The 25,842-nt window shown below is 63.7% G+C and carries 25 protein-coding genes; 16 read left to right on the plus strand and 9 right to left on the minus strand.

What is annotated here, in order from left to right; translation table 11 throughout:
• Window positions 1–122 precede the first annotated feature (122 nt).
• The 7 genes from LK06_RS19500 to LK06_RS19525 all read left to right on the plus strand — a co-directional run bounded on the left by LK06_RS19500 (window position 123) and on the right by LK06_RS19525 (window position 6,263).
• The gene (locus tag LK06_RS19500; RefSeq protein WP_043435968.1) at window positions 123–446 is read left to right on the plus strand and encodes a recombinase family protein; all 324 of its coding nucleotides are present in this window, start codon (window positions 123–125) and stop codon (window positions 444–446) included.
• On the plus strand, window positions 443–769 hold the full coding sequence (locus LK06_RS19505; RefSeq protein ID WP_043435966.1) for a recombinase family protein: 327 nt from the start codon (window positions 443–445) through the stop codon (window positions 767–769). Before LK06_RS19500 ends, LK06_RS19505 begins: the two co-directional genes overlap by 4 nt.
• Complete coding sequence (locus LK06_RS19510; protein WP_063891063.1) at window positions 769–1,434, plus strand: ATP-binding protein; 666 nt, start codon at window positions 769–771, stop codon at window positions 1,432–1,434. The genes LK06_RS19505 and LK06_RS19510 overlap by 1 nt, the downstream gene beginning before the upstream one ends.
• Before the next feature lie 269 nt (window positions 1,435–1,703).
• Window positions 1,704–2,822, plus strand: coding sequence for a hypothetical protein (locus tag LK06_RS19515; protein WP_043435994.1), 1,119 nt, complete (start codon window positions 1,704–1,706; stop codon window positions 2,820–2,822).
• Window positions 2,823–2,936: 114 nt separating this feature from the next.
• Window positions 2,937–3,824, plus strand: coding sequence for a nucleotidyltransferase domain-containing protein (locus LK06_RS19520; protein ID WP_052319121.1), 888 nt, complete (start codon window positions 2,937–2,939; stop codon window positions 3,822–3,824).
• Window positions 3,821–4,456 (plus strand): Cap15 family cyclic dinucleotide receptor domain-containing protein, encoded by a 636-nt coding sequence (locus LK06_RS33315; RefSeq protein WP_159025318.1) that lies wholly within the window; start codon window positions 3,821–3,823, stop codon window positions 4,454–4,456. Before LK06_RS19520 ends, LK06_RS33315 begins: the two co-directional genes overlap by 4 nt.
• A gap of 73 nt (window positions 4,457–4,529) precedes the next feature.
• Entirely contained in the window at window positions 4,530–6,263 is a 1,734-nt protein-coding gene (locus tag LK06_RS19525) for an anti-phage protein (RefSeq protein WP_078859147.1), read from the plus strand.
• Window positions 6,264–6,490: 227 nt separating this feature from the next.
• Here the strand turns inward: LK06_RS19525 and LK06_RS33320 are convergent, their stop codons facing one another.
• Window positions 6,491–7,036, minus strand: coding sequence for a hypothetical protein (locus LK06_RS33320; protein WP_159025319.1), 546 nt, complete (start codon window positions 7,034–7,036; stop codon window positions 6,491–6,493).
• 167 nt (window positions 7,037–7,203) lie between these two features.
• Between LK06_RS33320 and LK06_RS19530 the strand changes: the two genes are divergently transcribed.
• Both LK06_RS19530 and LK06_RS19535 read left to right on the plus strand, forming a co-directional pair.
• Entirely contained in the window at window positions 7,204–9,117 is a 1,914-nt protein-coding gene (locus LK06_RS19530; protein ID WP_159025320.1) for a cutinase family protein, read from the plus strand.
• A 501-nt stretch (window positions 9,118–9,618) separates the two neighbouring features.
• Window positions 9,619–10,536, plus strand: a complete 918-nt coding sequence (locus tag LK06_RS19535; RefSeq protein ID WP_234367456.1) for a restriction endonuclease — start codon at window positions 9,619–9,621, stop codon at window positions 10,534–10,536.
• Between the two features lie 45 nt (window positions 10,537–10,581).
• Here the strand turns inward: LK06_RS19535 and LK06_RS19540 are convergent, their stop codons facing one another.
• From LK06_RS19540 to LK06_RS19550, 3 genes are all read right to left on the minus strand, one after another.
• Window positions 10,582–11,427, minus strand: a complete 846-nt coding sequence (locus LK06_RS19540; protein ID WP_043435960.1) for a DUF3846 domain-containing protein — start codon at window positions 11,425–11,427, stop codon at window positions 10,582–10,584.
• Window positions 11,428–11,588: 161 nt separating this feature from the next.
• Window positions 11,589–11,906 carry a hypothetical protein gene (locus LK06_RS19545; RefSeq protein WP_052319120.1) on the minus strand — a complete coding sequence of 106 codons (318 nt, stop codon included), beginning with the start codon at window positions 11,904–11,906 and terminating at the stop codon, window positions 11,589–11,591.
• A gap of 76 nt (window positions 11,907–11,982) precedes the next feature.
• The gene (locus tag LK06_RS19550) at window positions 11,983–13,062 is read right to left on the minus strand and encodes a DNA-methyltransferase (RefSeq protein WP_078859145.1); all 1,080 of its coding nucleotides are present in this window, start codon (window positions 13,060–13,062) and stop codon (window positions 11,983–11,985) included.
• Between the two features lie 229 nt (window positions 13,063–13,291).
• On the opposite strand from LK06_RS19550, the gene LK06_RS19555 reads away from it, so the two are divergent.
• Entirely contained in the window at window positions 13,292–14,332 is a 1,041-nt protein-coding gene (locus tag LK06_RS19555) for a site-specific DNA-methyltransferase (RefSeq protein WP_078859144.1), read from the plus strand.
• On the opposite strand, the gene LK06_RS19560 is transcribed toward LK06_RS19555, so the two are convergent.
• From LK06_RS19560 to LK06_RS19570, 3 genes are all read right to left on the minus strand, one after another.
• Complete coding sequence (locus LK06_RS19560) at window positions 14,329–15,255, minus strand: NotI family restriction endonuclease (protein WP_089516733.1); 927 nt, start codon at window positions 15,253–15,255, stop codon at window positions 14,329–14,331. The two genes, LK06_RS19555 and LK06_RS19560, sit on opposite strands and share 4 nt — an antisense overlap.
• Before the next feature lie 424 nt (window positions 15,256–15,679).
• Complete coding sequence (locus LK06_RS19565) at window positions 15,680–16,831, minus strand: ISAs1 family transposase (protein WP_234367286.1); 1,152 nt, start codon at window positions 16,829–16,831, stop codon at window positions 15,680–15,682.
• Window positions 16,832–16,949: 118 nt separating this feature from the next.
• Window positions 16,950–17,420 (minus strand): transposase, encoded by a 471-nt coding sequence (locus tag LK06_RS19570; protein ID WP_043432358.1) that lies wholly within the window; start codon window positions 17,418–17,420, stop codon window positions 16,950–16,952.
• A gap of 591 nt (window positions 17,421–18,011) precedes the next feature.
• On the opposite strand from LK06_RS19570, the gene eno reads away from it, so the two are divergent.
• Entirely contained in the window at window positions 18,012–19,283 is a 1,272-nt protein-coding gene (gene eno, locus LK06_RS19575) for a phosphopyruvate hydratase (RefSeq protein WP_043432357.1), read from the plus strand.
• Window positions 19,284–19,568: 285 nt separating this feature from the next.
• On the opposite strand, the gene LK06_RS19580 is transcribed toward eno, so the two are convergent.
• A complete protein-coding gene (locus tag LK06_RS19580; protein ID WP_039652631.1) occupies window positions 19,569–20,045 on the minus strand; it encodes a GNAT family N-acetyltransferase in 477 nt (158 codons plus the stop codon).
• A 144-nt stretch (window positions 20,046–20,189) separates the two neighbouring features.
• Between LK06_RS19580 and LK06_RS19585 the strand changes: the two genes are divergently transcribed.
• The gene (locus LK06_RS19585; protein ID WP_039652632.1) at window positions 20,190–20,993 is read left to right on the plus strand and encodes an exodeoxyribonuclease III; all 804 of its coding nucleotides are present in this window, start codon (window positions 20,190–20,192) and stop codon (window positions 20,991–20,993) included.
• Window positions 20,994–21,009: 16 nt separating this feature from the next.
• On the opposite strand, the gene LK06_RS19590 is transcribed toward LK06_RS19585, so the two are convergent.
• Window positions 21,010–21,636, minus strand: coding sequence for a MerR family transcriptional regulator (locus tag LK06_RS19590; RefSeq protein ID WP_039652633.1), 627 nt, complete (start codon window positions 21,634–21,636; stop codon window positions 21,010–21,012).
• 177 nt (window positions 21,637–21,813) lie between these two features.
• Here LK06_RS19590 and LK06_RS19595 point away from each other — a divergent pair, with 177 nt between their 5' ends.
• From LK06_RS19595 to LK06_RS19610, 4 genes are all read left to right on the plus strand, one after another.
• Window positions 21,814–23,415, plus strand: a complete 1,602-nt coding sequence (locus LK06_RS19595; RefSeq protein ID WP_078858715.1) for a flavin-containing monooxygenase — start codon at window positions 21,814–21,816, stop codon at window positions 23,413–23,415.
• Window positions 23,412–24,377, plus strand: a complete 966-nt coding sequence (locus LK06_RS19600; RefSeq protein WP_043406258.1) for an alpha/beta fold hydrolase — start codon at window positions 23,412–23,414, stop codon at window positions 24,375–24,377. The genes LK06_RS19595 and LK06_RS19600 overlap by 4 nt, the downstream gene beginning before the upstream one ends.
• The gene (locus LK06_RS19605) at window positions 24,374–25,258 is read left to right on the plus strand and encodes an SDR family oxidoreductase (RefSeq protein WP_043406255.1); all 885 of its coding nucleotides are present in this window, start codon (window positions 24,374–24,376) and stop codon (window positions 25,256–25,258) included. The genes LK06_RS19600 and LK06_RS19605 overlap by 4 nt, the downstream gene beginning before the upstream one ends.
• Before the next feature lie 94 nt (window positions 25,259–25,352).
• A complete protein-coding gene (locus tag LK06_RS19610; protein ID WP_039652638.1) occupies window positions 25,353–25,550 on the plus strand; it encodes a hypothetical protein in 198 nt (65 codons plus the stop codon).
• Window positions 25,551–25,842 lie beyond the last annotated feature (292 nt).

Consider the following 25,842-nt stretch of genomic DNA (forward strand, 5'->3'; position numbering starts at 1 on the left):
GTGGGTTTTCCCTGGTCACGGCGGTTCGCTGGTTGCACGTCGGGCCGGTGGCGGTGCTCCCCTAACACCCGCTGTCGGCCCGGCAGTCCATGAATCCGGTAACGCTTCGAGGGTGGTCGGTCGTGCGACCAACGATCTACGGCTATATGCGAGTTGCCATCGACGCAGAGGGCAGTGACGAAGCCGAGGTGATTCGACGGGAGTTGGCGACATTCGCCGACCGCGAGGGGTTCGCCCTGGGTGATGTCTTCACCGAGAGCGTTCGGTGCGCCGAGTCAGCGTTCGAAGCGATGATCGGCCGACTCAAGCAGTCCGACGTCAAGAACGTGCTGGTGCCGTCCCTGTGGCACTTCGCTCGGCTTCCGGGCCTCCAGGACGCCATGCGGCAGCACATCGAACGCGAGACCGGCGCACGCATCTGGATCGTGCAGGGGCAGCGCCGATGAGGCCAGACACTACATCGATCAAGGTCTACGGCTACATGCGCGTAGATGATGAGTCGGACGAGGCGTTGTTTGACCTTGAGACGGCGTTGCAACGGTACGCCGACATCCGTGGCTACCAACTCGTCGAGATTTTCGCGGAGTCCACGCCTGGCTGTCAGCGCACGTTCGCGGCTCTCGTTGATGAGCTCAGATGCACGGGTGTCCGTCACGTGGTGGTGCCCTCCATGGAACACCTCGCCCGTCATCCCCTCCTGCGGACTCACATGCTGATTCGTCTGGAGTTAGAGGCAGACGCCCAGGTCTTCGAGGCGGGTGAGGCGTGATGCAACCTCAGTCACCCCAGCCCAGGATCTTCTACACCACCAGCATCCGGCTCGCGGCAGTACCGACGGCGGTCAGCTGCTCACGCATGTTCGTTCGACTGGTCTTGAGGCGCTGGAACCTGCTCGACTACACCGAGGATGCCGAGCTGGTCGTCAGCGAACTGGTCACCAACGCCATACGGGCGACCGGCATCACCAACCCCGAGCCGAAGTTGCATGACATCCAGGGTCACCACGTCATCGGGGTGCAGCTGCGCGTACTCGACACGAGCCTGTTCGTCGACGTGTGGGATCGCAGCACCGAGGAGCCCGTCATCAAGGAACCGAAAGGAGACGCGGAGAGCGGCCGGGGGCTTCTGCTCGTTTCTGCCATGACGAAGCAGTGGAGCGTCTACCGTCCGCCTGCTGGCGGCAAGGTCGTTTGGGCTGAACTTGAGATCCACAAAGCTGCTGACCAGATGGCCACACGTGCGCGGACGCCGCTGGACATTCCCGATGACTCCAGGGCTCCAAGTGGACCGGCGGAGCGCATGGCGTACACGGGTCTGCTCCAACAGGTGATCGACGGCTACGCGCACTGGATGCAGACCGTGAGCCAGGAGCCGCCAATGTCTCGGGCGCCGGCCGTGGAAGCACTGTGTGGCGTCGGAGGCCTCACGACGTGAGCCGTCTGAATCTTCAGCGTAGTGGCAGGGCGCGGCTCAGGCTCGCGCGCTGAATGTGACCGCTGCGCTGGTGACGCACCAGGGAAGAAGGAGGTGACGTAATGACCAAGATCCTGAGTGGTGGCGGTGGTGGTACCCGGGCCTGATGTTCCGGGCCTCTTGCACCACCTGAGAAGCTGACGGCCCCGCGTCGGAACGCATCCGACGCGGGGCCGTCAGTCATCTCGCCATTGCGATGAGCTGTACATTCGTTATAATTGATCTTGTACATGCTCAGTCCACTTGAACGCCTCTACCGAACCAAACTCGCGCTACTCGCAACCGTCGCCACGGCGGTCGGCATTGCTCTTATGGTTCTGGCTCAGTGGACGAGCAGGAGCGCAGCCGGTGACTGGCTGACCAACCTTCCAGTCATGGATGTCGGCTCGGCGCTCTTTACGACCGGCCTCATAGCCATCTTCTTCGAGTACATCGACCAGGCTGACGCCGAGGTTCGCGCCAACGAACGCCTCCGCAAGGTTCTTGCCGAGGAAGCGCCGGCCATCCGCGACGCCGTCGTCAACGGCTTCGCCTTCGCGCCGGACTCGTTGACGAATGTGGCCTCTCCCGAGACGCTCGACCGGATCGTCGAAAACACCCTAGCCATTCAGCTGAAGGACCCAGAGCTGGCGAGCGACGCCTACCGCGACCTCAAAGAGCAGATCATCGGGGCGAGGCAGCGATGGTACGACGCCCACGTATCCGTTGCGTTGGCTCCCTGGACGGACGGCCCCGCTCACGGTGCAGGCTCGATGTTCGTGGCTACCGTGCGCTGGGAGTACAGGTTTACGCCGACAAGCCCGGTACTGCGCTTCTCGTGCATCTCAGACCTGGACGCCTACCGGGAGTCGTTGACCGACCCGGCGTCCGCCGACGTCTGGTACTTCCAGCCGGTCAACGGACTGGACGCGTCCTCTCCCGAGGTCTTCGAACTGGTGAATGCTGCGATTGACGGCAAGGATCAGACGGTTCGCCGCAGCAGCCGCAAGGGGAACCAGACCTACACCGTGAACCTCGGTGAGGCTGATGTACGCGACAAGCGCGAGGTGACGCTTTCGTACACCTACCGCGTGCTCGTTCAGCGTCACGGACACACGCTGCACCTCGACCTTGCGCAGCCGACCAAGGACTTCACGGCTGAGATCTGGTACGGCGATTGCGGTATCCGCTACATGAACGTCTTGGACTACCTGTCTGGACCGCGGCAGCCGCGTATCTCGCAGCTTGAGGCGTCGGAGCCAACACCGAGCGCCAAGATCTCTTACCCGGGCTGGACGTTTCCTAAGGGCGGGGTGGCGTTCGTGTGGGTGCTGGAGGACGAGACGACGGACGATACTGCGCGCGGTTAAGGCGATCGGCAGTGTCAGTGCGGCGGAGTAGGCTCCTGGGCGCCAGGCAGCGACGCTGAGTGACGGCGCCTCGTCTTGATGCTCTTGCGCTCCATAATCCAACGGGAAAATTGAATGATACTAGAAGAAAAGTTGAGCGGTTGGACTGGACCATCCAGTGCGACTGAGCAGGATAAGCAAGACCGCACCGAGCGGATGATTCGTGAGGCCATTAAGGAACACGCTGCGTTCCATGGTTGCGACCTCAGTGTTTACGCTAAAGGTTCATACGCAAACAACACCAACGTCAAGGCAGACAGCGATGTTGATATCGCTGTGCAGTGCGGTGAAGCCGTGTACTGGGACGAGGCTACCGAGGGTGCGCATCCACCGAGCGGGTCCTACACGGGGATCTGGACGCCAGCAAAACTAAGGTCAGAGCTTGAAGCAGCACTGAGGGCTAAGTTCCCCGGTCAAGTTGACTCCTCGGGTTCGACTGCATTCCGCATCCATTCCAGCAGCGCTCGTGTAGATGCCGACGTGGTGCCCTGTTTTGAATACGAGTACCATTTCTCGTCGACCAGTTACCGCAAAGGCGCCAAGGTCTTCAAGAAAAATGGAGCATCCCTAGTCAACTACCCAAAACAGCAGCTAGAGAATGGGCGGGCAAAGAACACGCGCACCAGACAGTATTACAAAAAGGCTGTTCGAATTATGAAGCGCGTTGAGAACGCGATGGTTGCAGAAGATGTCCACCGTGAGGTTCCTTCCTTCTTCGTTGAAAGCCTTGTGTACAACTGTCCGGACAGCGTTTTTCTTGAGCCGACATGGACCAAGACTATTGAAGGCATCATCGTGCACATCTGGCAGGAGCTTGAGGGCGCCGAACCGTCGGAAGAGTCAGAGCGGTGGTTTGAAGTGAATGACTGCAAGTTCCTCTTTCACGGCACTCAGGATTGGAGCCGTCAGGACGCACGTGACTTCGTGAAAGCTGCCTGGAACTATCTGGGATACGCGTCATGAAAAAGACGATCGCTATTCGCGTCATTGTCGGGGTGGTCGTGCTTCTCTTCGTAGTTAGCGCGTGGATGCAAGACGGGAAGCCAGATTGGAGCGCTCTCAAACTTTTCTCGACTGCTGTCCTGTTGTGCACGGTCATCTTCAACCTGTGGGATTTTTTGCTATGGCGGCTTCCCCTGGTTCAGCGAATTCCGGGAGTGGGAGTAGCTCGTAGTGTCCGCGGGACCTGGAAAGGTACGCTCACGTCCTTCTGGACTAATCCGGAAACCGGCAGCAGCCCACCGCCGAAGACTGTCTACCTTGTGGTGCAGCAGACTGCCTCGCTGGTCTCTGTGAAGCTTATGACTGACGAATCGAAGTCCACGTCTGCTTTGGCCAAGGTATCGGAAGTCGATGGATCGGTTCTACTGACCTACATGTATCTCAACAAGCCCGATTTGCGCGTTGAACACCGTAGCCGAATTCACCATGGTTCAACCGTTTTTGATGTATCTGGCAACCCGGCGAGGCGCCTTAAAGGCCACTACTGGACAGACCGCGACAGCAAAGGCGAGCTGGATTTTGTGGAGCGAGATAAGAAGAACCTAGCAGATGACTTCGCCGAGGCGGCCGAACTCTTCGAAGAGGCTGGATGAGGCTGGCATGGTGAAGCCGCAAGAAAACTCGGCAAGTGGAAGCGGCTGTGATTTAGTGAGGGGTGAATAGATCATGGGTGAAGGACGCTCCATCAAACAGTTCATGTGGGCCTATCAGCCTCACTACAGGATCGCGGTAGCGGTTCGGACAGAATCGACTCTTGAGGCGATTGGGTTTTACGGGGACCCGGATGTTGTGCTGGTTGGCTTCAAGGCAGCTGGTGATCATCAATTTGATGTATGCATTGAACCTGAAGACGGCCCCTACTCGCCCGATGAATTGGCGCATGTAAGGAAACGAGCAGCCGAGCTGTACGCAAGCCATCCAGATCGCAATATGATCCACAGCGTTGCCCACGTGCATAAACAACGCCATCAGGAACTACGCGATAGGATGCGCGCGCGAGCACTCGAAGAGGCTTTTGAGGCAATGCCGCGAGAGCAAGGGAGGAGATTCTTTTCAAGTGGCTCAATCCGAGTGGGCGACTATGAAGTACATACGGTCATCAGTGTGGATAAGGCCGCTATCAAAAACGTTCCTCAGATCAAGACTGAGGAGCGTGATCGGTTCCATGTGCATCAGTCACTGGTGCATGCTGTAATTCGGGAGATCTTTCGACGCTCAGTCCGGGCCCTGTACATACCTGGCGATGGCTCCGCCTATTTGCCGGAGAGCGGGGACGAGATCGTAAGGAGCGCCACTGAATCAATGGTCCGCTCCATGTTGTACTGTGCTGGATTCTGGTTTGGCGGCGAGAATCATTTGCTCATGAGCGGCCTCTCTGCTCTGCCATATGAGGGGCGGCCAGGAGCGGGACGACTTATCATCGCCCAGCAGGACGATCCGGCTATTGAAGTATTCCTCAGGCTTAAACACCCAGTGAAGATGCGCAACGTGCCGGCCGTGCGAAAGCTTCTGGAGGCCAGCGGATCTCAATCGGACCTACTGTCGGATGGAGAAAGCGTCTACGGCCTTGGGGTAGTGAAGCCCGATTATGACGCTGATAGTGAAACGGTGTTTTCCGTCAGCTTCACCGCACGGGGCGTTTGGGAGTTTTCGCATGCAGATGAAGCGCTATTGATCGTGCGGGACGGCATCCCCCGTTTGCCGACGCTTGTACTCGATGAAGAGTATTTGGAAGATCTCGTGAGTCGCTTCTTTCCTGAAGCCGACCAGGACGCGCTACGTGAAGCTGCGCAAGCCGCCGGTAATCATAGGCACGGGGCGATGCTTATCATCTCAGGCGATGCGGCAGCCGAGGCTGAACGCCTGTCACCGCAAGCATGGTCAATCGAGCCGACTCGGCTAACTTCCCAGCTTTTGACACAGCTGACAGACATGGACGGAGCGATGCTCGTTGACCTGCAAGGTCGATGTCATGCCATCGGTGTAATTCTCGATGGTACCGCTCATAGTAGAGGAGATCCGGCTCGCGGTAGTCGATTTAATAATGCCATCCGGTACCTCGACAGTGAACGACCGCCAGCGATTGTTATCGTCTATAGCTCGGATGGCGTAATTAACATCCTGCCGCAACTACACCCTCGCGTCGAAAAGCAAATCGTGATGGATGCCGTTGAGCGCTATCTTGCTGTTGCTTCGGCGGAGTCGCTTAATATCAAAGAGTGCAATGAGGCTTGGGACGCAGTGAAGTCCTTTCGTTTCTACTTGTCGGGTACTCAATGCGAAGCCTTGAATGACGCCCGGGAGCGGGTGGACGAGTGGGAAGAGAAGAATCGGAATCTGCGAATCATCGAGTCAGATCTAGAGCCCGATCCAGACATGGATGATACGTACTGGATATGATTTCCGGTTGAGGGATGACCGGAGCTTCGGTTGGCTAGCCTTGTGCTTTCCCCCGGGCGGGTTGTTGGGGCGTCGCCACGTTCACTGTCGATCGGCGAGGGAGCGTTAGACTACGTGACCAGATCGCCCACCAGACTCCGGTTGATTGGGCGCTCCTTGTGCTGCACTGCTCCGCGGCCACGTCGCCGCTGGCGTGTGAACTTAGCCTTAGCCCCACATTCTCCTGACTACTTAGAGTCAGGCAATCTCACTTCAAGCGAAATTGCGGTGTGAGTCTCATCCGACTGGAGCGGCTGCTGGTCGCAATACAGCTTCTCCGTACCTGCGCCGTAGACGCTAAACCTGACCGTCACGTTGCCGCTGCTGAAGCCTGGGTAGTTACTCTTCTTGCCGACAGTGTCCCAGTACTGTTCAACATACGGATACGGAGAACTGTTGCGCACCAGACTATATCCGTTCTCGGCTGCAGCTTTAGTGATCAGCTCGACCGCATCATCTTTACTCGCATCTAACTCGTAAAGTGATGCATAGTGAGGCGCGTAGTTGTCAGGTCCTCGCCCTGGATCGCCCGAACCGCACACTTTTACCGCCCCGCTCTGGACAAGAATTTTCTCCAGCGGAGAAGATGCTTCTTGCGCATAATTGTGTGTAACCCAATAAAAAAGGCCTGCCACAAGTAGTGCAATGGCGATCGCAGCACCAGCACCGATGATAATGAATCGTTTCTTCTGCCCTAGCGCGGCGGAAGCGGAGGTTTTACTTTGCTCTTTCATGTGCAGCTCTCGTTAAATTCACCCCTATTTTAAGTCAAATTCGATCAGTGGGCAAGTGAAGGTAGCCTAAGCTTCCTTGAACTTATTTGCAATTATGTTAATGTATCTATAATCCCTAATTGCTAATTGGGGAGCCGCAGCTTAAAAACAGAAGAGAGGTGAATCAATTGCGCATCACTGCGCAAAGCCGATTGCGGATCCTCCTGCTCTGCATGGCCATGCTGTGCGGCAGTTTGGGCTTGACGATCTTCGGACCGGTAACCTCGGCAAAGGCTGATCCCGCCTGCATGAAAAATGGCGGTGTCTACGTTGTCTTCGCGCGTGGCTCAGGCGAAAGCTTTGACGGCGCGCAAGCAAGGGCGTTCAAAACGTCCGTCCTTAGTATCCTCGCTAGCTACGAGGCGCCTCGTGCTTGGGTTGAGCTCGGCAATCTCGATAACGCCCAGCAGCCACAGGATCAACTGAGTCCGGGCAGGTATCCAGCAGTAGGTTGGGCCGACTGGGGCATCCTCACCGGGATGGACGGCTACTACGATAGCGTCTGGACTGGCGTCAGCGAGCTCGTTACCCATCTCAACGACCGTGCGAGTCGCTGCCCCAGGGAGTCCATCGTCGTCGGTGGTTATTCTCAGGGTGCCGAGGTTGTCGGTTACGCCATGAACAGCATCAGCGACTACACACGGAGCCATATCGGTTACGTGGCGCTGTATGGCGATCCACGGAGTACGGCCTGCAATATGGTCGTTCGCGTTCCGTGGGCACGTGGTGACGCCAATTGCGCTCTGGGGTCGCTCCGCATTCGTGTTCCATACGTACCGAGTTCGCTCGCCGATCGAACTGGTAGCTGGTGTGACAAGCGTGATGGCATCTGCACCGGCAACAAAGCGTATTTGCCCGTTGCGGGCAATCCGTTGAGCACTCACGGTAGCGCTTACCAGGACCATTGGATTCCCGATCCCGATTCTGCGCTGGAGATCGTGAACAAGGCGTTCTCCAAGCTGGGCGAGTTGAGCTCGATCCAGATAGCGGGTCCGAGCTACACCATCACTCCGCCGGATACTTCGGCGGACTCGCCGGCGGCTCCGCCCCCACCTCCCACCGTCAAATCCCTCAAACGCACCACCGACTCCTCCGGCACACCCCAAGTCTACGCCGCCACACAGTCGGCCATCACGGAAGCCTGGTGGCATCCGGGTGGAGATGGTGTCCACACGAGCGAAGTGATTCACATCGCTCAGGACAACATCGTGGGGTTCGACAAGGTCAACTTGCCGGAAGGCAAGCAGGCCGTGTATACCGCGGTTCCGGATGGGATCTGGGAGACCTGGTGGGATGCGCAACATTCCCCGGGGAGTGCCAAGATCATCAGCGGGCTCAGTGGTGTGCGGTCGGTCATCGCGGCCAACCGCTGGGAAGGCGGCCAGTACGTTCACCGGCTGTACGTCCTGGCGAGCGACGGACCGTACGAGTTCTGGTGGAAAGATGGCGACCCGGAGGGAATTCACAAATCCCGCCTGGTCAACATCAACAACCCAGTCACCATGGTCAAGTCCACTGGCCCGGACGGCGAAGACCAGTTGTATGTCGCTAGCGCCGGCTGGGTGTACGAAATCTGGTGGAAGAGTGAGGGCGTGAAGTACGGCACCATCCTCAATATCTCACAGGGCGACATCAACTCGCTCAGCAAGACGTTGGTGAGTGGCGAGCAGCGCCTGTTCACTGGCACTTCCACATCCGTGTGGCAGAGCAAGTGGAACGGATCCACTGCCCCGGCGCACAGCGCCGAGGTCTCGGGCCGAACTGGCATCATCCACTCCCAAGCCATGCGCACGGGCAGTGCCTACCAGATCTACATCGCCACAACCGGTGGCGTGCGTGAGTTCTGGTACACAAGCAGCGGCGCTGGCAACAGCAACGTTGTGAACCGTTCGCAGCAGGGCGACATCTCTACCTTCGTGAAGTTCAACGACGGCGCAGCCCAACAGATCTACACCGGCACCAACCGTGGTGAGGTATACGAGACCTGGTGGGGTGGTGGGACAAGTCCCACCACGAGCAAGTTGTTTGAGGTGGCGAGGTAGATGGAGGCTTAGCTCAGCCCGGACGGCATGTCGCTTAGGAGCGACAAGCGTCCGGGCGGGCTGGCCGCACCTCTCGGAATGTAGTTTGTGGCTTGCCTGCCCTCTGAAGTTTTCGACTTCACGAGGGTGGGTTTTTTAAATTCTTGCTAATTACATGGCGGTCCTAGTTGCCATCCAGCTATTGGCCCGATCAACCGGAAGTCGCTATTCCTCTTGATTATTGTGTGAAGTTCGCGCATACTCTAGTTCCATAGAGTATAGAGAAGGTGATGATGACCGCACCGGAAGAGAAGCTGGTCTACTGGCAAGAGCTATCAAGTAAAATCGAGCAAACAAGCGTTATTGTGCGACGAGGCTTCAGGTGCCATTCCGTCAGGGAGGACAATTATGAAGTTTAGACGTAGGAACTCCGAAGCGCTCGCTGACTTGATTTGCGGAAACCTGGGCGCGGAATCCCCTGGGCCAGGTGAGGAGCCGAAGTACTTCCCCTATCGGTCGAGCATGTATATCACCGAGTTTTTTCAGGAGCTTGATACGGACTGGGCTCACGACGGATCTACTCGTCATCGCTGGGTCGCCGACGTTCTCGACGCCATGCTGAGCGAGCCTCACGATGGCCCGACGCACCCGCCCGAGATTTTCTGTCGCCTCATCGACCAATTGATGAGTCCGAGCGATGCATTGAATGAGGGGCCGGATCGACAGCACGCGTTGGAGCAACTGAACGCTGTGCTCAACCGGGAGGGCTTCGAGGCCTTCTATGGCGACGACCGCCATTGCTATGTACGGCATGTGGGCACGAACACGGTCACGGTACTGCAAGCAAATCCGCATCGACCGCTGACGGCCGTAGAGGTCAAGCGCCGTAACGACCTTGCGGCTTACCTTGATAAGTGCAGCGAAGATGAGCTGATCGAAGAGGTCCTGCTACCGCTCTTCCGGCAGCTTGGGTTCCACCGCATCACGGCAGCCGGCCATCGAGACAAGGCACTCGAATACGGCAAGGACATCTGGATGCGCTACACCTTGCCGACGCAGCACTTGCTCTACTTCGGAATCCAAGTGAAGAAGGGCAAGCTCGACGCATCCGGTGTTACGAGGGCAGGCAACGCAAACGTTGCCGAGATCCACAACCAAGCTTTGATGATGCTGGCGCACGAGATCTTCGACCCGGAAGCCAACAAGCGGGTTCTCGTTGACCATGCCTTCATAGTGGCGGGCGGCGAGATTACCAAAGCTGCTCGGAACTGGATCGGCAACGCGCTTGATGATGCTAAGCGAAGCCAGATCATGTTCATCGACCGGGCCGACATCTTGAATCTCTACGTTGTAACCAACTTGCCCCTCCCTGAGAAGGCGATCCCGAAAGAGGCTAATCCGTGGGGTGGAGGCGGCTTCAGCGACGAGCCACCGTTCTGAGGGGGGTGTCCGCCGCCCAAGCCGTAGCTCGGGCGGCGGTTTGATTCAGTACTCCAACCGCTGACACTGCTCCTTCGAAGCGGCCAACAGTCGGCGCACCAGTGAAGCGAGCTCACCACGCTCAATGAGCGGCAATACAGTGATGCTCTCGAACGCGACGCTGTGACGAATAGTCAACCACTCGTCACCACCCTCGACCTGCTGAATGAAGCACAGGTCGCGGTGGTAGAACGCCGTGCCGATTCCCCACGAGGCAGCCGTGATTCGCTCCTCCAGCTCCTCGACGGTGAAGCACTCCTCGAAGCTGCCCTCGGTGAACGGCGGGTCGGTGGCCGCCACGATCGCCGGGTTCTCCTTCCCGATGCGCAGCCACTCCTGGATGAGCTTGGCCTGTTCGTCCTCGGTTTCGGCCACGATCTGTACGTCCTGGAGCTGGCTGAACATCCGCACCAGATGGACGCCGAAGCCGTACGCCTCGAACCACGAGTCGAACGGCCGTAGGTGTCCGTAGAACTTCTCGTCGCCCTCGCCCTGCACCAACACGCGGTAGCGCTTGGTGTGGAAGAGGAGGTCAACCAGTTCCGTCGGTGCTGTGGTGTCGTCGCCGTGCCTGTCAGGGACGCCGACGATGAAGGCGTCACCGGCGATGACGTCCTGGTCGCGGAACGCGGCGTTATGGGCCCACAGCAGCGCCGTAGCCCTGGGGTTGAACGGCAACCCGTCGAGCTTGCCTTCGTCGTTGAGGTACATGGTCGCCGCCGGCCGTTCCAGGTTGATGACCTGAAGATGGCCGCCGACAAGCGCACGGAACGCGTCGACGTCCCGTTTGTCGAGCTGCTCCAGCCGCGCCGGTTCTGCCGGATCGGCTGGTATCACGATTGCGGTCAGCATGTCCGCTCGCTTCTGGACCCTTCGGGCTTTTGCCTGGTGGGCGGGTCCGGTTCCGCACCAGGCCGATCGCCCGCAGAGGGAGCACGGTCTGATGTGGAAGTGGGGGAGCGGAGGGCGGACAACATGCGTCCGCCGCTCCACTCCCTTCAGGGGGGATGGCCTTACTTGGCCGACTCACCCCGTCGCCGACTTGTCGTCGTGTCGGCGGCTTCGGCTGCCGGGGAGGCCTCCCCGAACAGCCCTTGGATGGCTCCGCGTCGGGCGGCAGCCTCGCGCTCGATCTCCTCAAGCGCGGCAGCAGCGCGAGCCGCAAAGTCCGGCTCGGCCTTCTTGGTGTCCACGTACAGCTCTACGGCGCGCAGAGCTGCGTCACCCAGCGAAATGTTGTCGAGCTGAGCGACCAGGGTGAACTGCGCGTGCAGGGCGTCCGGCACCTTGATGCCGAGCGTCTTCACGCCGCCGTTGGTGGGTCCCGCCATGGGAGCCTCCTCGATGCTGTGCGACCGGCCATCCGATTTCGGATGACGACAACGGCCGCATGACACCGACGAGGTGTCAGTGCGTCGGCGTGCGTTTGCGCCGCTGCGCCGTGATGCGCTGCCGGGCCATAGCGGCGTACTCGGGGTTCAGCTCGATACCGAGCCAGTCACGGCCGTGCTTCTCGGCAGCGAGCGCCGTGGTGCCGGTACCCATGAACGGGTCGAGCACGACGCCGGGCACACCTTCGGCTTTGTGGGTGCAGCTTGGTTGCAGTGCACCCACGGCGAGCAATCGGTCGCCACGACGTTCTAGCTCGCGTTGCCATGCTGCTCCGCAGACAGAACACACGCGCTCCGGGCATGTCGCGAGCAAGGGGCGTTCGGCGAGGCGCAGGGGGAAGGCCGCGAAGTGGCCGCCTCGGAACCCGGCTGTCGGCAGTGTCCAGACGTCGCCGGGGTTCTTGCCGAGCGGATGACCAGCAGCCCCAGATGCCTTGAGGTGCCCCAGCCCGCGGTTGTCGTTGAGCGTCCAGCCGGGCCGGCTGGTCGCGCCGGCGCTTGGGGGCGGGTAGACGCGCGCGGTGTCTCGTGTGGCCTGCGGCTTCGTGGTGACGAGCGGTTGCCGAATGGCATCGAGGTTGAAGTAGTAGCTGCGCGAACGGGTGAAGAAGTAGATCAGCTCGTGCGTTGTGGTCAGCCGGTCGCCGACAGATGACGGCATGGGGTTGGACTTCGCCCAGATGACTTGGTTGCGGAGTATCCAGCCGTCACGGATGAGCGCCAACGCTACGCGGGACGGGCCGAGCAGCAGGCTCTTGGTGGGTGCGCCCTCGGTTGGGTGGCGGGCGTAGCTGTCGCCCAGGTTCAGCCAGAGCGAACCGGTCGGGCGCAGGACGCGAGCGAACTCGTGGGCCGCAACACGCAGACCCTCGACCCAACCGTCTACGTCGGGTTCTGCGCCGAGTTGCTGGTCGTGGCCGTAGTCGCGGACGCCGAAGTACGGCGGGCTCGTGATGATGGTGTCGATGGATGACGCCGGGAGTTCGGCAAGCTGGTCGCGTACGTCGCCGATGAGGATTTTGTTGCGGGGGAGCTTCGTGGTGCGCGCTGAATGGCTTTCGGTTTGTGGATAGTCTCCTTTGCTCACGTGGGTCATAACTGTTTCCTTGTTTAGTTGTGCTTGATCTTAGATGGCTAGGGTACGGTCGGCTTGGCGTTCATTAGACTGAGGATGACCTAACGTCCTGCCTCTGTTTTGACCAGATACCGTACGTTATCTCTCACGCTGGGCCACAGCGTCTTTTGGGTTCGCGATCCTTGTTTTGTTTCGCTGCGCCAATGTTGGATAACAGGGGTTGGGTGGTATATACTCGCGCCCGACATGTATGCGTGTCTTCACGGGATCGTTCAATTTGGGGCAGGGTATGGAAGTTTCTCAGGGTATTACGCCTCCGCTGCAAGATAATGTGGCGGAGGTGCATGAGGGTGATGCCTTCGATCTCATGGGCAAGCTTCCTGCCGAATCAGTCGATCTGATTATCACGTCACCGCCGTACTGGGGACTTCGCACCTACGGCCTCGACCACAACGAGGAAATTCTGCGCGAGTGGGAAGTTGAAGGCGGGAGCAAGGAAGTTCCGCCCCCGTACGACTGGTACAGGCTTCATGGTGGTTGCTTGGGGCTGGAGCCGCTTCCTGAGTGGTACGTCAGTAACCTTGTTGAGATTTTTCAGCGGGGCGCCTCTGCTTTGAAGCCGGGCGGAAGCATTTGGATCAACATTGGCGACACCTATTTCGCTCGGTGGTCGAGCATCCGTTTCGATGGACGCCAAGGGTTGGGTGACAACCCGAGGATGCGCAGGAAGACGCCGATGGGGGGATTCCGTCAGGAGAAGCAACTGCTGTTGATCCCGGCCCGCTTCGCCATCGCCATGCAGGCCGAGCGCTGGATTCTCCGAAACGATGTTATTTGGGAGAAGCGGAACGTGCCGCCACGTCCTGAGAAGGATCGACTGCGGCTAGCGCATGAACACTTCTTCCACTTCGTGAAGCGCCCGAAAGAGGGGCGAGCGAAGTACTACTACGACATGTCCGCCGTGGAGGAGGGCGCTCGGGATGTCGTCAGGGTCAACGCGGCACCCGGTTCCGATGGTCACTCGGCGACCTTCCCCGTGAAGCTGATCGAGCCGCGAATCTTGAGCTCGTGCCCTCCTGGTGGGCTGGTCTTGGACCCGTTCTGTGGCACAGGTCGGTCTCTTGCCGTAGCAGTGAAGAACGGGCGTCGAGGGATGGGCTTCGAGATCACCACTCATTTCTCTGCATCAGCTCGCACGAACGTGACCAACCGGCAATTTGCTATCGCTGAAGCTGACGAGGTGGACATCCCGAAACAAGACGATGGCGATTCTCAATCGCAGCTGTTCTAGAGGTTGAACAGATTTGTTTGAGTGGATGCGACCTTAACCTTCTTCCTGACCTTGGCGACAAAATCTGCGCGCATGGCGCTACCTTCGCCGCTTGAGGTCATGGCTTCCAGGTAATTTGGTAGGGTCGTTCTAACGGTCTCAACCAGGTCGAGGCGCATCTTTCCGTCGGAGTCGAGCGCGCCGCCGTAGTCAAATCCAGCGAACGTGATGTCCCAGGGGGAGTCCGCTGCGACTGGGGCGAAGTTGATCCGCGAGCGGAGCTGTTGCAGGATGCTGTGCTGCATCACTACATAGAGCGGCACGTCTATCTGCTTCAGATATTCGCCCTTCACGGCTACCTGAGTGCCGAGTCGTTTATAGACGTTGCCGGTGTTCACGCCGTAGTCCACCGTGTCGCGACGGCCTTTGCGTTCGGCTTCGGCGGTGAAATATGCGCGCCAGTTATCGACATCGTCTGCTTCCCAGGCTTTCCATGCAGGCCCGACTCCACCACCCCTGAGGTCGATCGCCTGAGTCTCGATCGCGATGAGACTTGTTCCGTCCGGAGCGGACGGGTCGTCTGCGAAAGCGACATAGTCGATGTTGAGCCTTGGGGTGAGCGTTGCCGCTACCTCAGACACGAGGGTCGCCTGGCGGTCTCCGAAGAAGTCCGTCACGGCCCATTCGACTGGCGGGCCATCGAGCCGGTGGTCGCAGACGGCGTAGGTGCGTTGCTGGCCGTCGTTCCACTTGGCCGCATAGGTGACCGAGCAGTAGCCGAAGCCGTACTGTCGCTGCTTCTCGCACAGGCCACCTGCGAAGGGACAGCTCTTCTCGTCCCACGCCTTCGCGGCCGCCGGCGACTCGCTGTCGTGTGGAAAGCCGAAGGCTTCGACGATAGGGAACACGTTTCCTCGTACGTTCCGACCTGCGCTCTGAGCCATCTGCACATGCTATCGGTGGCTGTTGGGCTCACGACACACGCTTACTGGCAGCGTGCTCACGGTGCTTGCATCGCGGAGTCATGAGTCGTGTGTTGAGCTCCGGCACCCGGTGAAGGTGCCGGAGCGGCGTCGGGCTTGAAGCCCAGACGCGTAAGATGGGTGGCCACAGACGGGGTCCCCTGACGCTCTATGCGGTGTGTTTTCGGACGTACCGCATGAGCACGGGGTTCAATTTGGTTCCCTTCAGGGCCACGCAGCTCAAAGCCCCGGTAGGGATCTCCCTATCGGGGCTTTGACGTGTCGTACAGCAGCGGAGTGCAGCAACTCCTTCGGATCTTGCTTCCCGAGGTCGCTGGTGAGGCATGGTTTCGCCGCTTGCCCCAGGGCTGTTGCAAAGTCTTTTGATCTTGCGTGGGAGCGCTGGTCAGGCAAGGCCGAGGAGGTCCAGTGGTCGGCGGAAGCCGTCGTAGGACATCTCGCGGAGTCCGGCCGCGATGTTCGCGTGGCCGGAGGCTCGCAGTGTGTTGATCGCGAAGCTGCGGAGGGTGGCCATGTTGTCCGGGCCGTGTCCGGTTCGGACCGTGGAGGCGTCCTCGGCGAAGGCGGTGTCTCGGACGAAGTGGAGACGGTTCTCGATGATCCACTGCGAACGGACGATCTTCGCGATGCGCTCGGGGGAGGCTTCGCGGCTGGCCAGGTCCGTGATGACGTAGACCGTCTCGCGGCTGCGTTTGCCGGTCTTGCGCTGAGTGCGGTGCCGGACGATCTTCGCGACCTGGACCGCGTGGGGGAAGTCGACGCCGAGGTCGGTGATGGTCAGGGCCTGCACGACGCGGGTCTCCAGGCGTCCGTGGGCATCGGTGCGGTCGTAGAACTTCGCACTCGCCTTCTCCCAGGGCAGGGTGGCGAGTTGGCGGTGCAGGTTCTTCTGGTTGCGCTTCACGGTGAAGGCGTAGTGCGCCTTCTTCTCCTCGACGAGGAACCGGGCGTGATCGCGCTGGCAGTGCAGGGCATCCGCGGAGACCGTGACGCCGGTCAGGTCGTAGGGCGCCAGCAAGGCGTCAAAGCAGGTGATTTCGTTCGTCTTGCCGGGGACCCGCAGTTGGGTGACGGTCAGGCCGGCGCCGGTGATCGCGGCCAGCAGATGGGCGGCCGGGATCTCGCCGTGGCGCGAGCCGCGGGCGCTCTTGCCGTCCACCGCGAGGGTGTCCGCCCCGGCCGGATCGGATCCGAGCAGGTCGGCGAGCCCGCCGGGGCAGGCGGCGTTCAGGACGCGGCGGATGGTCGCCGCACTCGGCGCGATGCGCACGTTCAAGACCGTCGTGGCGCGGGCGCCGAGCCGGGCGAGCGTGTCCTGCGGGGCGCTCGCTGCCCACTGGCCGATCGCGGCGAAGGAACGGGCTCCGGTCAGCACCGCCGAGCAGGCCACCAGCAGCACGCTCACGAACGAGTGACGCTTCCCGCGCCGATGCCGGGGGTCGGCCAAGGTCCGCAGCCGCAGGGCCAGCGGTCCGATCAACCGGTGCTGACGGGTGGGCGACTTGATCAGACAGACGGTGGCAGACTGACGGCACATCGAAGCTCCGGGCGGTGCGGGCGACTTGATCGGTCACCGGCATCAACCGGAGCTTCGTTGCGTACGGACCGGGCCGACCGCGCATCGTCATACCGTCGCGACCTGCGCACTCACGTGATCACCGGGACTTTGAAACCGCCCTGCCGCTTGCCCGCCCTGCCCTTGCCTTGCGGCTGGGGCAGGTGGCGCGGGTCTTCTGGCCGGCTCCACGAGGCTTCGACACCGCTGGGGTGTCCTGGCCTCCGCCGACTCCGGTACGAGTTGTGCATGCTGTCGCGAGGGCGGTGAGGTGGCGGGCCGTGGTGGAGTCCCGGTCGATGACCAGGCCGCGGGCGTCGCATGGGTAAGTCCGCACGTGCAGCAGCGACTTGTCGCTCATCGCGCCGCATCCGGAACAGGTCTTGGCGGAGGGGAACCAACGGTCGGCGGCCAGTCTGCCGTCGACCGTACGGTGGCTGCCTGCGGCGAAGCGGGCGTCGTCGCGGCGGAGGTCCTCCACGAGGCGGCCGAGCACATCACCGCCTACCACCGACTGATGCTGCGCCTTCGCGCCCTGGGACCGGTGACGGGCGGGGTACCCGTGCGCCATGGTCGGTCGCACCTCGCGGCTGCTTGTCCATCACGAGTGGACCCTGAGCCATGTGCTCGCCCGCGTCCGGGCGGCGGGCACCGACACGCGCTGCGAGAGGGACCGTCACCGCCTGAGCAGCCGCGGGGCGGTCGCCGACGACCTGCGCTCCTCTGCGACGAGGCCAGACGGCTTGCCGACCGGGCGGGTGGAGAGGCCGACTGGGCCGGTGACCAGGCCGAACGGCCCTGTGGGCCCGGGCGGGCGCGTGACACCGTCCTGGAGGTGCCTGAAGTGTCAGCGGCTGCTGTGGCTCCTTCGACTGTGCCCGGTTCCGCCGGGCTTTGCATCCCCGAGCCCCGGCGGCCCCGGCGACCTTGGCAGCCCTGGCGTGTGTGGCGGCTTCGGCTGTCGCGGCGAGAGGAGGTGGTTACGACCCCGACCCCGACCTGCACCCCTGTGTCCGAGGGGGCGGCACCTACCTGAACCCGCACACCGGCCGGGCGAGGGCCGAACTGGTCGCCGCTGAGGGCCAGTAACCGACCACACCACTTGTCACTGCCATCCGCCAGTCGCCATCCGCCAGTCGTCCCCAGCGTAGGGAAAGAGCCCATGCCTCTGCAGATCACGGACCTGCACGCCGTCGAGATCCTCGACTCCCGTGCCCGCCCCACCCTCGCCGTCACCCTCACCACCGTCGATGGCGCCCGTGTGCGTGCCGGTGTCCCCTCCGGGGCGTCGACGGGCACCCGGGAGGCCGTCGAGCTCCGCGACGGCGACGCCTCCCGCTACAACGGACAGGGCGTACGGACCGCCGTCGGGCACGTCAACGGCGAGATCGCCCAGGCCCTGACCGGCCGTTCCTTCGACTCCGCCGCCGACGTCGACCGCGCCCTGCTCGATCTCGACGGCACCGACACGAAGGCGCGGCTCGGCGCCAACGCCGTCATCGGCGTCTCCATGGCCGCCATGCGTGCCGAAGCCGTGCTGGCCGGACGCGAGTTGTGGCAGCACATCGCCCAGGTTGCGGGCACCACTCCGCGCCTTCCGGTACCGCACTTCAACGTCGTCAACGGCGGCGCCCACGCCACCAACAACCTCGACTTCCAGGAGTTCATGCTCGCCCCGCTCGGCGCGCCCAGCCTGCCCGAGGCAGTACGTGCCGGAGCCGAGGTCTACGCGAAGCTCAAGGCGATCCTGTCCGCCCAAGGACACGCCGTGGGCCTGGGCGACGAGGGTGGTTTCGCCCCCGCCGTCGACCGCCCGGAGGAGGTCCTCCAACTCCTCATCGACGCCGTCACCGCCACCGGACATGCCGCCGGCCGTGAGGGCATCGCCATCGCCCTGGACCCGGCGGCCAGTGAGTTCCACCGCGACGGCGGGTACGACGTCGCGGGCGAGAAGCTGACCAGCGACCAACTGATCGAACGCTACGAGGCGATCGTCGACCGCTTCCCGCTCTGGTCCATCGAGGACGGCCTCGCCGAGGATGACTGGGGCGGCTGGGTCCGCCTGACCGAACGGCTCGGCGACCGTGTCCAGTTGATGGGCGACGACATCTTCGTCACCAACCCGGCCATCATCACCGAGGCCATCAGCAAGAAGATCGGCAACTCCGCCCTCATCAAGGTCAACCAGATCGGCACCGTCACCGAGACCCTGGAGGCGATGCGGATCTGCCGGGAGGCCGGCTACACGCAGATGGTCTCGCACCGCTCCGGCGAGACGGAGGACTCCTTCATCGCCGATCTCGTCGTCGGCACCGGCAGCGGCCAGATCAAGTCCGGCGCCCCGGCCCGCGGCGAACGCGTCGCGAAGTACAACCGCCTCATCGAGATCGCCGAGGCCAACCCGTCCTTGCCGTTCGGCCTGGCAGACGCCTGACGGCGGCTGACGGCACTCGCCGACGACCGAGCCGCCCCGCCTGCCGGCGACGTCATCGGAAGGGGCTCTTCGAAAACCGCGTCGCGAACCCCGGCAGCGATCTGTGGCACGTCGACGGTCTCGGACGGCAGCGCCTTTGGCCACCTGCGCCGCGAAAGGGGTCCGCAACGCAACAGGCCGCCCGTGTCCCTGGGGGAAACGGGCGGCCGGAGCGCCTGCTGCCCGGGTCCGACCCGTCCGCGGCTGCCGGGACGTGGTCTCCAGCAGCCCTGCGAACGCTCCTTCTCACAGCTGCTTCGCGAAGTACCGGCTCTCCTCGTAGTCCCGGTAGTAGCCGAAGCCGGTGCACGGCTCGTAACCGCTGGAGGTGTACAAGGCGATGGCTTCCGGCTGCTTGGTGCCCGTCTCCAGGACCATGCGCAGCCGCCCGGCGGCCCGGGCGTCCTCCTCCAGGGCCGCGAGCATGCGGCGCGCGAGGCCCTGGCCGCGCATCCGGTCGATCACGAACATGCGCTTGAGTTCGGCGTCACCGTCCTCGGTGCCCTCGCCGCTCTGGTCCTGGCTGCGCCAGCCGCCGGTGGCCACGGGGTGGTCGTGCTCGTCGTACGCGATCAGGTAGGCGCCTTGAGGTGGGTCGAAGTCCGAGACGTCGAGGGGCGTGGCGTCGCCACCGTCGCCGTAGCGTAGGTGGTACTCGGCCTGGACCTCGTCGTTGAGCTTGACGGCGTCGGGGTGATCGAAGCGGACGCGGCGTATGTTCATGCTGTGTGTCGCACCTCTATGCGGGTGGTGGGTCTTGGCGTGAGGGCTCCGACCAGTGTGCCGGTATCGTGCCGTGGATGCTGATTGTGACCTCGGACGACGTGTCCGGCGGCCGAGGTCGACCATGAGGTCGAGGAGAGTGCTTTGCTGACGGTGACCTCGGTGAACGTGAACGGATTGCGGGCCGCCGCGAGGAAGGGCTTCGTGGAGTGGCTCGCCCAGACCTCCGCGGACGTCGTCTGCCTGCAAGAGGTGCGCGCCGAGCCGCACCAACTGCCCGAGGAGGTCCGGCAGCCCGACGGCTGGCATGTCGTGCACGCTCCGGCCGCTGCCAAGGGCCGGGCAGGTGTCTCCCTCTACACCCGGCGCGAGCCCGACCGGGTCCGGGTGGGTTTCGGCTCGGCCGAGTTCGACGGCAGCGGGCGCTATGTCGAGGCCGACCTGCCCGGCGTCACGGTCGCCTCGCTCTACTTGCCCTCCGGTGAGGTCGGCACCGAGCGGCAGGACGAGAAGGTCCGCTTCATGGACGAGTTCCTCGCCTACCTGAAGCGGCTGCGCGAGCGGGCCGCCGCCGACGGGCGCGAGGTCGTAGTCTGCGGCGACTGGAACATCGCCCACCAGCAGACTGACCTCAAGAACTGGCGCGGCAACACCAAGAACTCCGGCTTCCTGCCTGAGGAGCGGGAGTGGCTCGGCAGTGTCCTCGACCCAGCCGGCGGCGGGTACGTCGACGTCGTACGTGCCCTGCACCCGGACGCGGCAGGGCCGTACACCTGGTGGTCGTACCGCGGGCGCGCCTTCGACAACGACTCGGGTTGGCGCATCGACTACCTGATGGCCACGCCGACGCTGGCCGAGCGAGCGGTCAAGGCGTTTGTCGAGCGAGCCGCCTCCTACGAGCAGCGCTGGTCCGATCATGCGCCGGTGACCGCGGTCTTCGGCCTCTGACCGGAGCGGCCGAGGTTCACCGGTCGGCGGGCTGGTTCAGCCGACGGTCCAGCGCGAGTGACAGCTCCGCCTCCACCACGGTCCGGGCCAGTGGCCGCAGGCGTTGCAGATCCACCTCGGCTGCGTGCTGGAGGACCAGGTCGGTGAAGAGCTGGGCCAGGGCGTCGGCGTGCGCGCGGACGCGGGCGCCGGCGGCGAGCACCTCGGCGAGCGGGATCCCCTCGCGGACCAGGGCGGCGGAGACGTCCAGCAGGCGGGCGCTGATGTGGACGATCTCGTCGCCGTCGGTGCCGAGGTAGCCGAGGTCCATGGCAGCGGCGAGGTTGTCGGGGGTGACCTCGTCCTCGAAGCGGGCAGCCAGTTCCTCGGGGGTGAGGCGGACCGGTTCCTCCTCGCTGGGCGTGCCGACGCCCAGGAGGTCGGCGACGTCCCGGCCGTGGTCGAAGGCCTCGGCCAACTCCGCGATGCCGGTCAGTGTGTGGCCGCGCTCCAGCAGGGCGGAGATGGTGCGCAGACGGGCCAGGTGGTGGTCGTCGTACCAGGCGATACGGCCCTCCCGGCGGGGCGGCGGCAGCAGTTTGCGCTCGCGGTAGAAGCGCAGTGTGCGCACGGTGATGCCGGCCAGGCGAGCTAGCTCCGCCATGCGGTACTCGCGCGGTGCCCCCGGGTGTTCTGCGTCCTCTGCCACACCCGCAGCCTATGTTGTACCGCCGGTAACTTTCCCTCCCCGGACCCCTACCGCTCGGTACGGAGCTGCTCTACAGTCCCATTGCGCCAGTATTCACTGGCAGAATCCAAGGCGATGCGTGGAGGCTTCGGGATGGCCGAGCACGAACATGTACGGGTGGCGGTGATCGGGTCCGGGTTCGGCGGGCTGGGAGCCGCCGTGCGGTTGCGCCGGGAGGGGATCACCGACTTCGTCGTCCTGGAGCGGGCGGACAGCGTCGGCGGCACCTGGCGGGACAACAGTTACCCCGGGTGCGCCTGTGACGTGCCCTCCCACCTGTACTCCTTCTCCTTCGCACCCAACCCGGACTGGCCGCGCACCTTCTCCGGCCAACGGCACATCCGCGCCTATCTGGAGCACGTCACCGACCTGTTCGGCCTGCGTCCGCATATCCGCTGCGACTCCGAGGTCAAGCTGATGACCTGGGACGCGGACAACCTGCGCTGGGAGATCGAGACCACCCGCGGGTCGCTGTCCGCCGATGTCGTCGTCTCCGCCACCGGACCGCTGTCCGATCCGAAGATTCCCGAGATCCCGGGCCTGGAGTCCTTCCCGGGCAAGGTCTTCCACTCCGCCCGCTGGGACCACGACTACGACCTACGGGGCAAGCGCGTCGCCATGGTCGGCACCGGCGCCTCCGCCATCCAGATCGTGCCTGCCATCCAGCCGCAGGTCAGCCGGCTCACCCTGCTCCAGCGGACCCCGCCGTGGGTGATGCCCCGGGTGGACCGCGCCGTCAGCGCCCCCGAGCGGTGGCTGCACCGGTCGTTGCCCTTCACCACCCAGCTCAGGCGCGGACTGCTGTGGGGCATCCGGGAGCTGCAGGTGCAGGCGTTCACCAAGCACCCCGACGAACTCGGCCTCATCGAACAGCTCGCCAAGCGCAACATGGCGCGTGCCATCAAGGACCCCGCCCTGCGCGCCAAGCTCACCCCCGACTACCGCATCGGCTGCAAGCGGATCTTGCTGTCCAGCGAGTACTACCCGGCGCTCGCCCGGCCCAACGTGGACGTCGTCGCGAGCGGGCTCAGCGAGATCCGCGGGTCGGTCGTCGTTGCCGCCGACGGTACCGAGGCCGAGGTCGACGCGATCATCTTCGGTACGGGATTCCACGTCACCGACATGCCGATCGCCGAGCGCGTGGTCGGCGTGGAGGGCACCACGCTCGCGGAGTCCTGGAAGAACGGCATGCAGGCGCTGCGCGGTGCCTCAGCCGCCGGATTCCCGAACTGGATGACGATCATCGGGCCCAACACCGGCCTCGGGAACTCCTCCATGATCCTCATGATCGAGTCCCAGCTGAACTACCTGGCCGACTATCTGCGCCACCTCGACGTCCTCGGCGGCTCCGGCGTCCGTACCGCGCTCGACGCCCGGCCCGCCGCCGTCGAGGCCTGGAACCACGAGGTCCAGGAACGGATGAAGCGGACGGTGTGGAACACGGGTGGCTGCACCAGCTGGTACCTGGACGCGAGCGGACGCAACACCACCATCTGGCCCGGTACGACAACCGAGTTCCGGCGCGCGACCCGACGGGTGGACCTGGCGGAGTACGAGGTCATCCGCAAGCGCGAGGAGAACCGGGCGGGCACGGCTGGGAAGAAGGCGGGGGCGGCGGGCAAGGCAGCGGCCGGGAAGAAGGCCGCGGCCGGGGAGACGGTGCGTGCCGGGAAGCAGAGCGGGGCCGCCGCATGAGCCGGCTCACCTCCGTGGCCACCGGCCCGTATGCCCCGCCCGCCCCCTCCCGTGCACTGACCGTCGCCTCCACCGGCGGAGCGCGGTTGCACGTCGAGGTACACGGGCCCGAGAAGGCGCCCGCTGTCGTCCTCTCCCACGGCTGGACCTGCTCGACCGCCTTCTGGGCGGCGCAGACCCGGGACCTGGCGGCCGACCACCGGGTGATCGTCTATGACCAGCGGGGTCACGGACGCAGCCCCGCGAGCCCGGTGTGCAGCACCCGGGCCCTGGCGGACGATCTGGAAGCGGTGCTCGCGAAGACGCTGTCCCCGAAGGAGAAGGCCCTGGTCGTCGGCCACTCCATGGGGGGAATGACCATCATGGCCGCTTCTACCCGCCCCCGCTTCCACGCGCACGCCGCCGCCGTCCTGCTGTGCAGCACCGGCAGTTCCCGGCTGGTGGAGGAGGCGTCCGTGGTGCCGTTGCGTGCCGGGCGCGTGCGCACCTGGATCACCGGACAGGTGCTCGGGTCGTCCGTTCCTCTCGGGCCCGTCACGCCAGTGGCGAAGAGCATCCTCAAGTACGCCACCATGGGTGCCGGTTCCGCCCCGCACGTGGTGGAGGCGTGCGCACGGATCGTGCACGCCTGCCCGCGCACCGTGCGTCATGCCTGGGGCGGTGTGCTCGCCACGCTCGATCTCGACCACGGTGTAAGGGAGTTGCAGGTGCCTGCCGCAGTGGTGCACGGCGCCTCGGACCGGCTCACGCCTCCCGTCCACGCCCGCGCGCTGGCCGCCGGACTGCCGAACTGCGTCGGTCTCACCGAACTGCCCGGCATCGGCCACATGACCCCGATGGAGGCTCCCGACCTGGTGGTCCGCAGGATGCGGGAACTCGTCACCACGTACGTCACGGGGGCCGCCCCCGAGCAGGAGCAGGAGCACGGTTCCACCCCCGTGCGGAGCAGGGAGGGCGCATGAACGGGGTCAGCCTCGAAGGGCAGGTCGCGGTCGTCACCGGAGCGGCCCGCGGCGTCGGCGAACTGCTGGCGCGCAAGCTCTCCGCGCGCGGCGCGAAGGTGGCGCTGGTCGGGCTGGAGGAGGAGGCACTGAAGGAGGTCTCCGGACGGCTGCACAGCGACAGCGCGCACTGGTATGCCGACGTCACCGACCACGAGGCCATGAGCAGGGTCGCGCGGGAGGTGAAGGCGCGCTTCGGCAAGGTCGACATCGTGGTCGCCAACGCCGGTGTGGCCACGGGCGGTCCGTTCGCCGACTCCGATCCGCAGGCCTGGCGGCGGGTGATCGAGGTGAACCTGATCGGTTCGGCGGTGACCGCCCGCGCGTTCCTCCCGGTGCTCGTGGAGAGCCGCGGGTATCTGCTCCAGGTCGCTTCCCTCGCCGCGATCACCCCCGCGCCGATGATGACGGCGTACTGCGCCTCCAAGTCGGGAGTGGAGGCGTACGCGCACAGTCTGCGGGCCGAGGTCGGCTACCAGGGTGTGCGCGTCGGCGTCGCCTACCTGTCCTGGACCGACACCGACATGGTGCGCGGCGCCGACCAGGACGACGTCATGCGGGAACTGCGGCAGCGACTGCCGTGGCCGTCGAACAAGACGTATCCACTGGGGCCTGCGGTGGACCGGCTCGTCGCCGGGATCGAGCGCCGTTCGGCGCATGTGTACGGACAGTGGTGGCTGCGTGGGATGCAGGGTGTGCGCGGCTGTCTGCCGGCGCTCATCGGGACGGTCGGCCAGCGCGAGATGAAGCGGTTCGCGCACCGTCTGCAGGGGATGCGCTCCGGACTCGTCGGTGCAGGTGGGGCAGCGGACGAGGCGAGTCGCGCTACGCACGGTAACTGATCGAAATGCGCTGCGTGTTTGCCCGTGTGACGCTGGTCGAGGCCCCACCGAGGGGTCGCCCCCCCATCCTCATTCACCGCAGGAGTGAACCCACATGGGTATGAAGGACCAGTTCCAGGACCGGGCCGGCGAGTGGCAGGACCAGGCCAAGGACAAGACGGGTCAGGCGCGCGAGCGGGCCGCCCAGCGCAGCCGGCAGCCCCAGTCCGAGCGTGGCCGCCAGAGCACGCGCGACATCGATGACGCGGACCGGGAGATGGAAGAGCGCTTCGACCAGGACTACGACGCTTAGTCGCTGCGTTCGGCCTCGGCCGGTTCAGACAAGGCGTCCTCCGTCACGGAGGGCGCCTTGCGCCGTGCGCGCGGGGTGACGAGAGGCCAAGGCCGGCGACGGTCAGGACGACGACTCTTGCGCCGTGCGCGCGGGGTGACGAGAGGCCAAGGCCGGCGACGGTCAGGACGACGACTCTTGCGCCGTGCGCGCGGGGTGATGCCAGGGGTGTGCATGGTTTCCGGGGCGTGGGCGGTGGGCTTCCGGGGCGGTTGCGGTACGTCGTTGGGCGGGGGCCGCGGGGGCGCGGGGC

The organism is Streptomyces pluripotens, assembly GCF_000802245.2.
Lineage (GTDB): Bacteria > Actinomycetota > Actinomycetes > Streptomycetales > Streptomycetaceae > Streptomyces > Streptomyces pluripotens.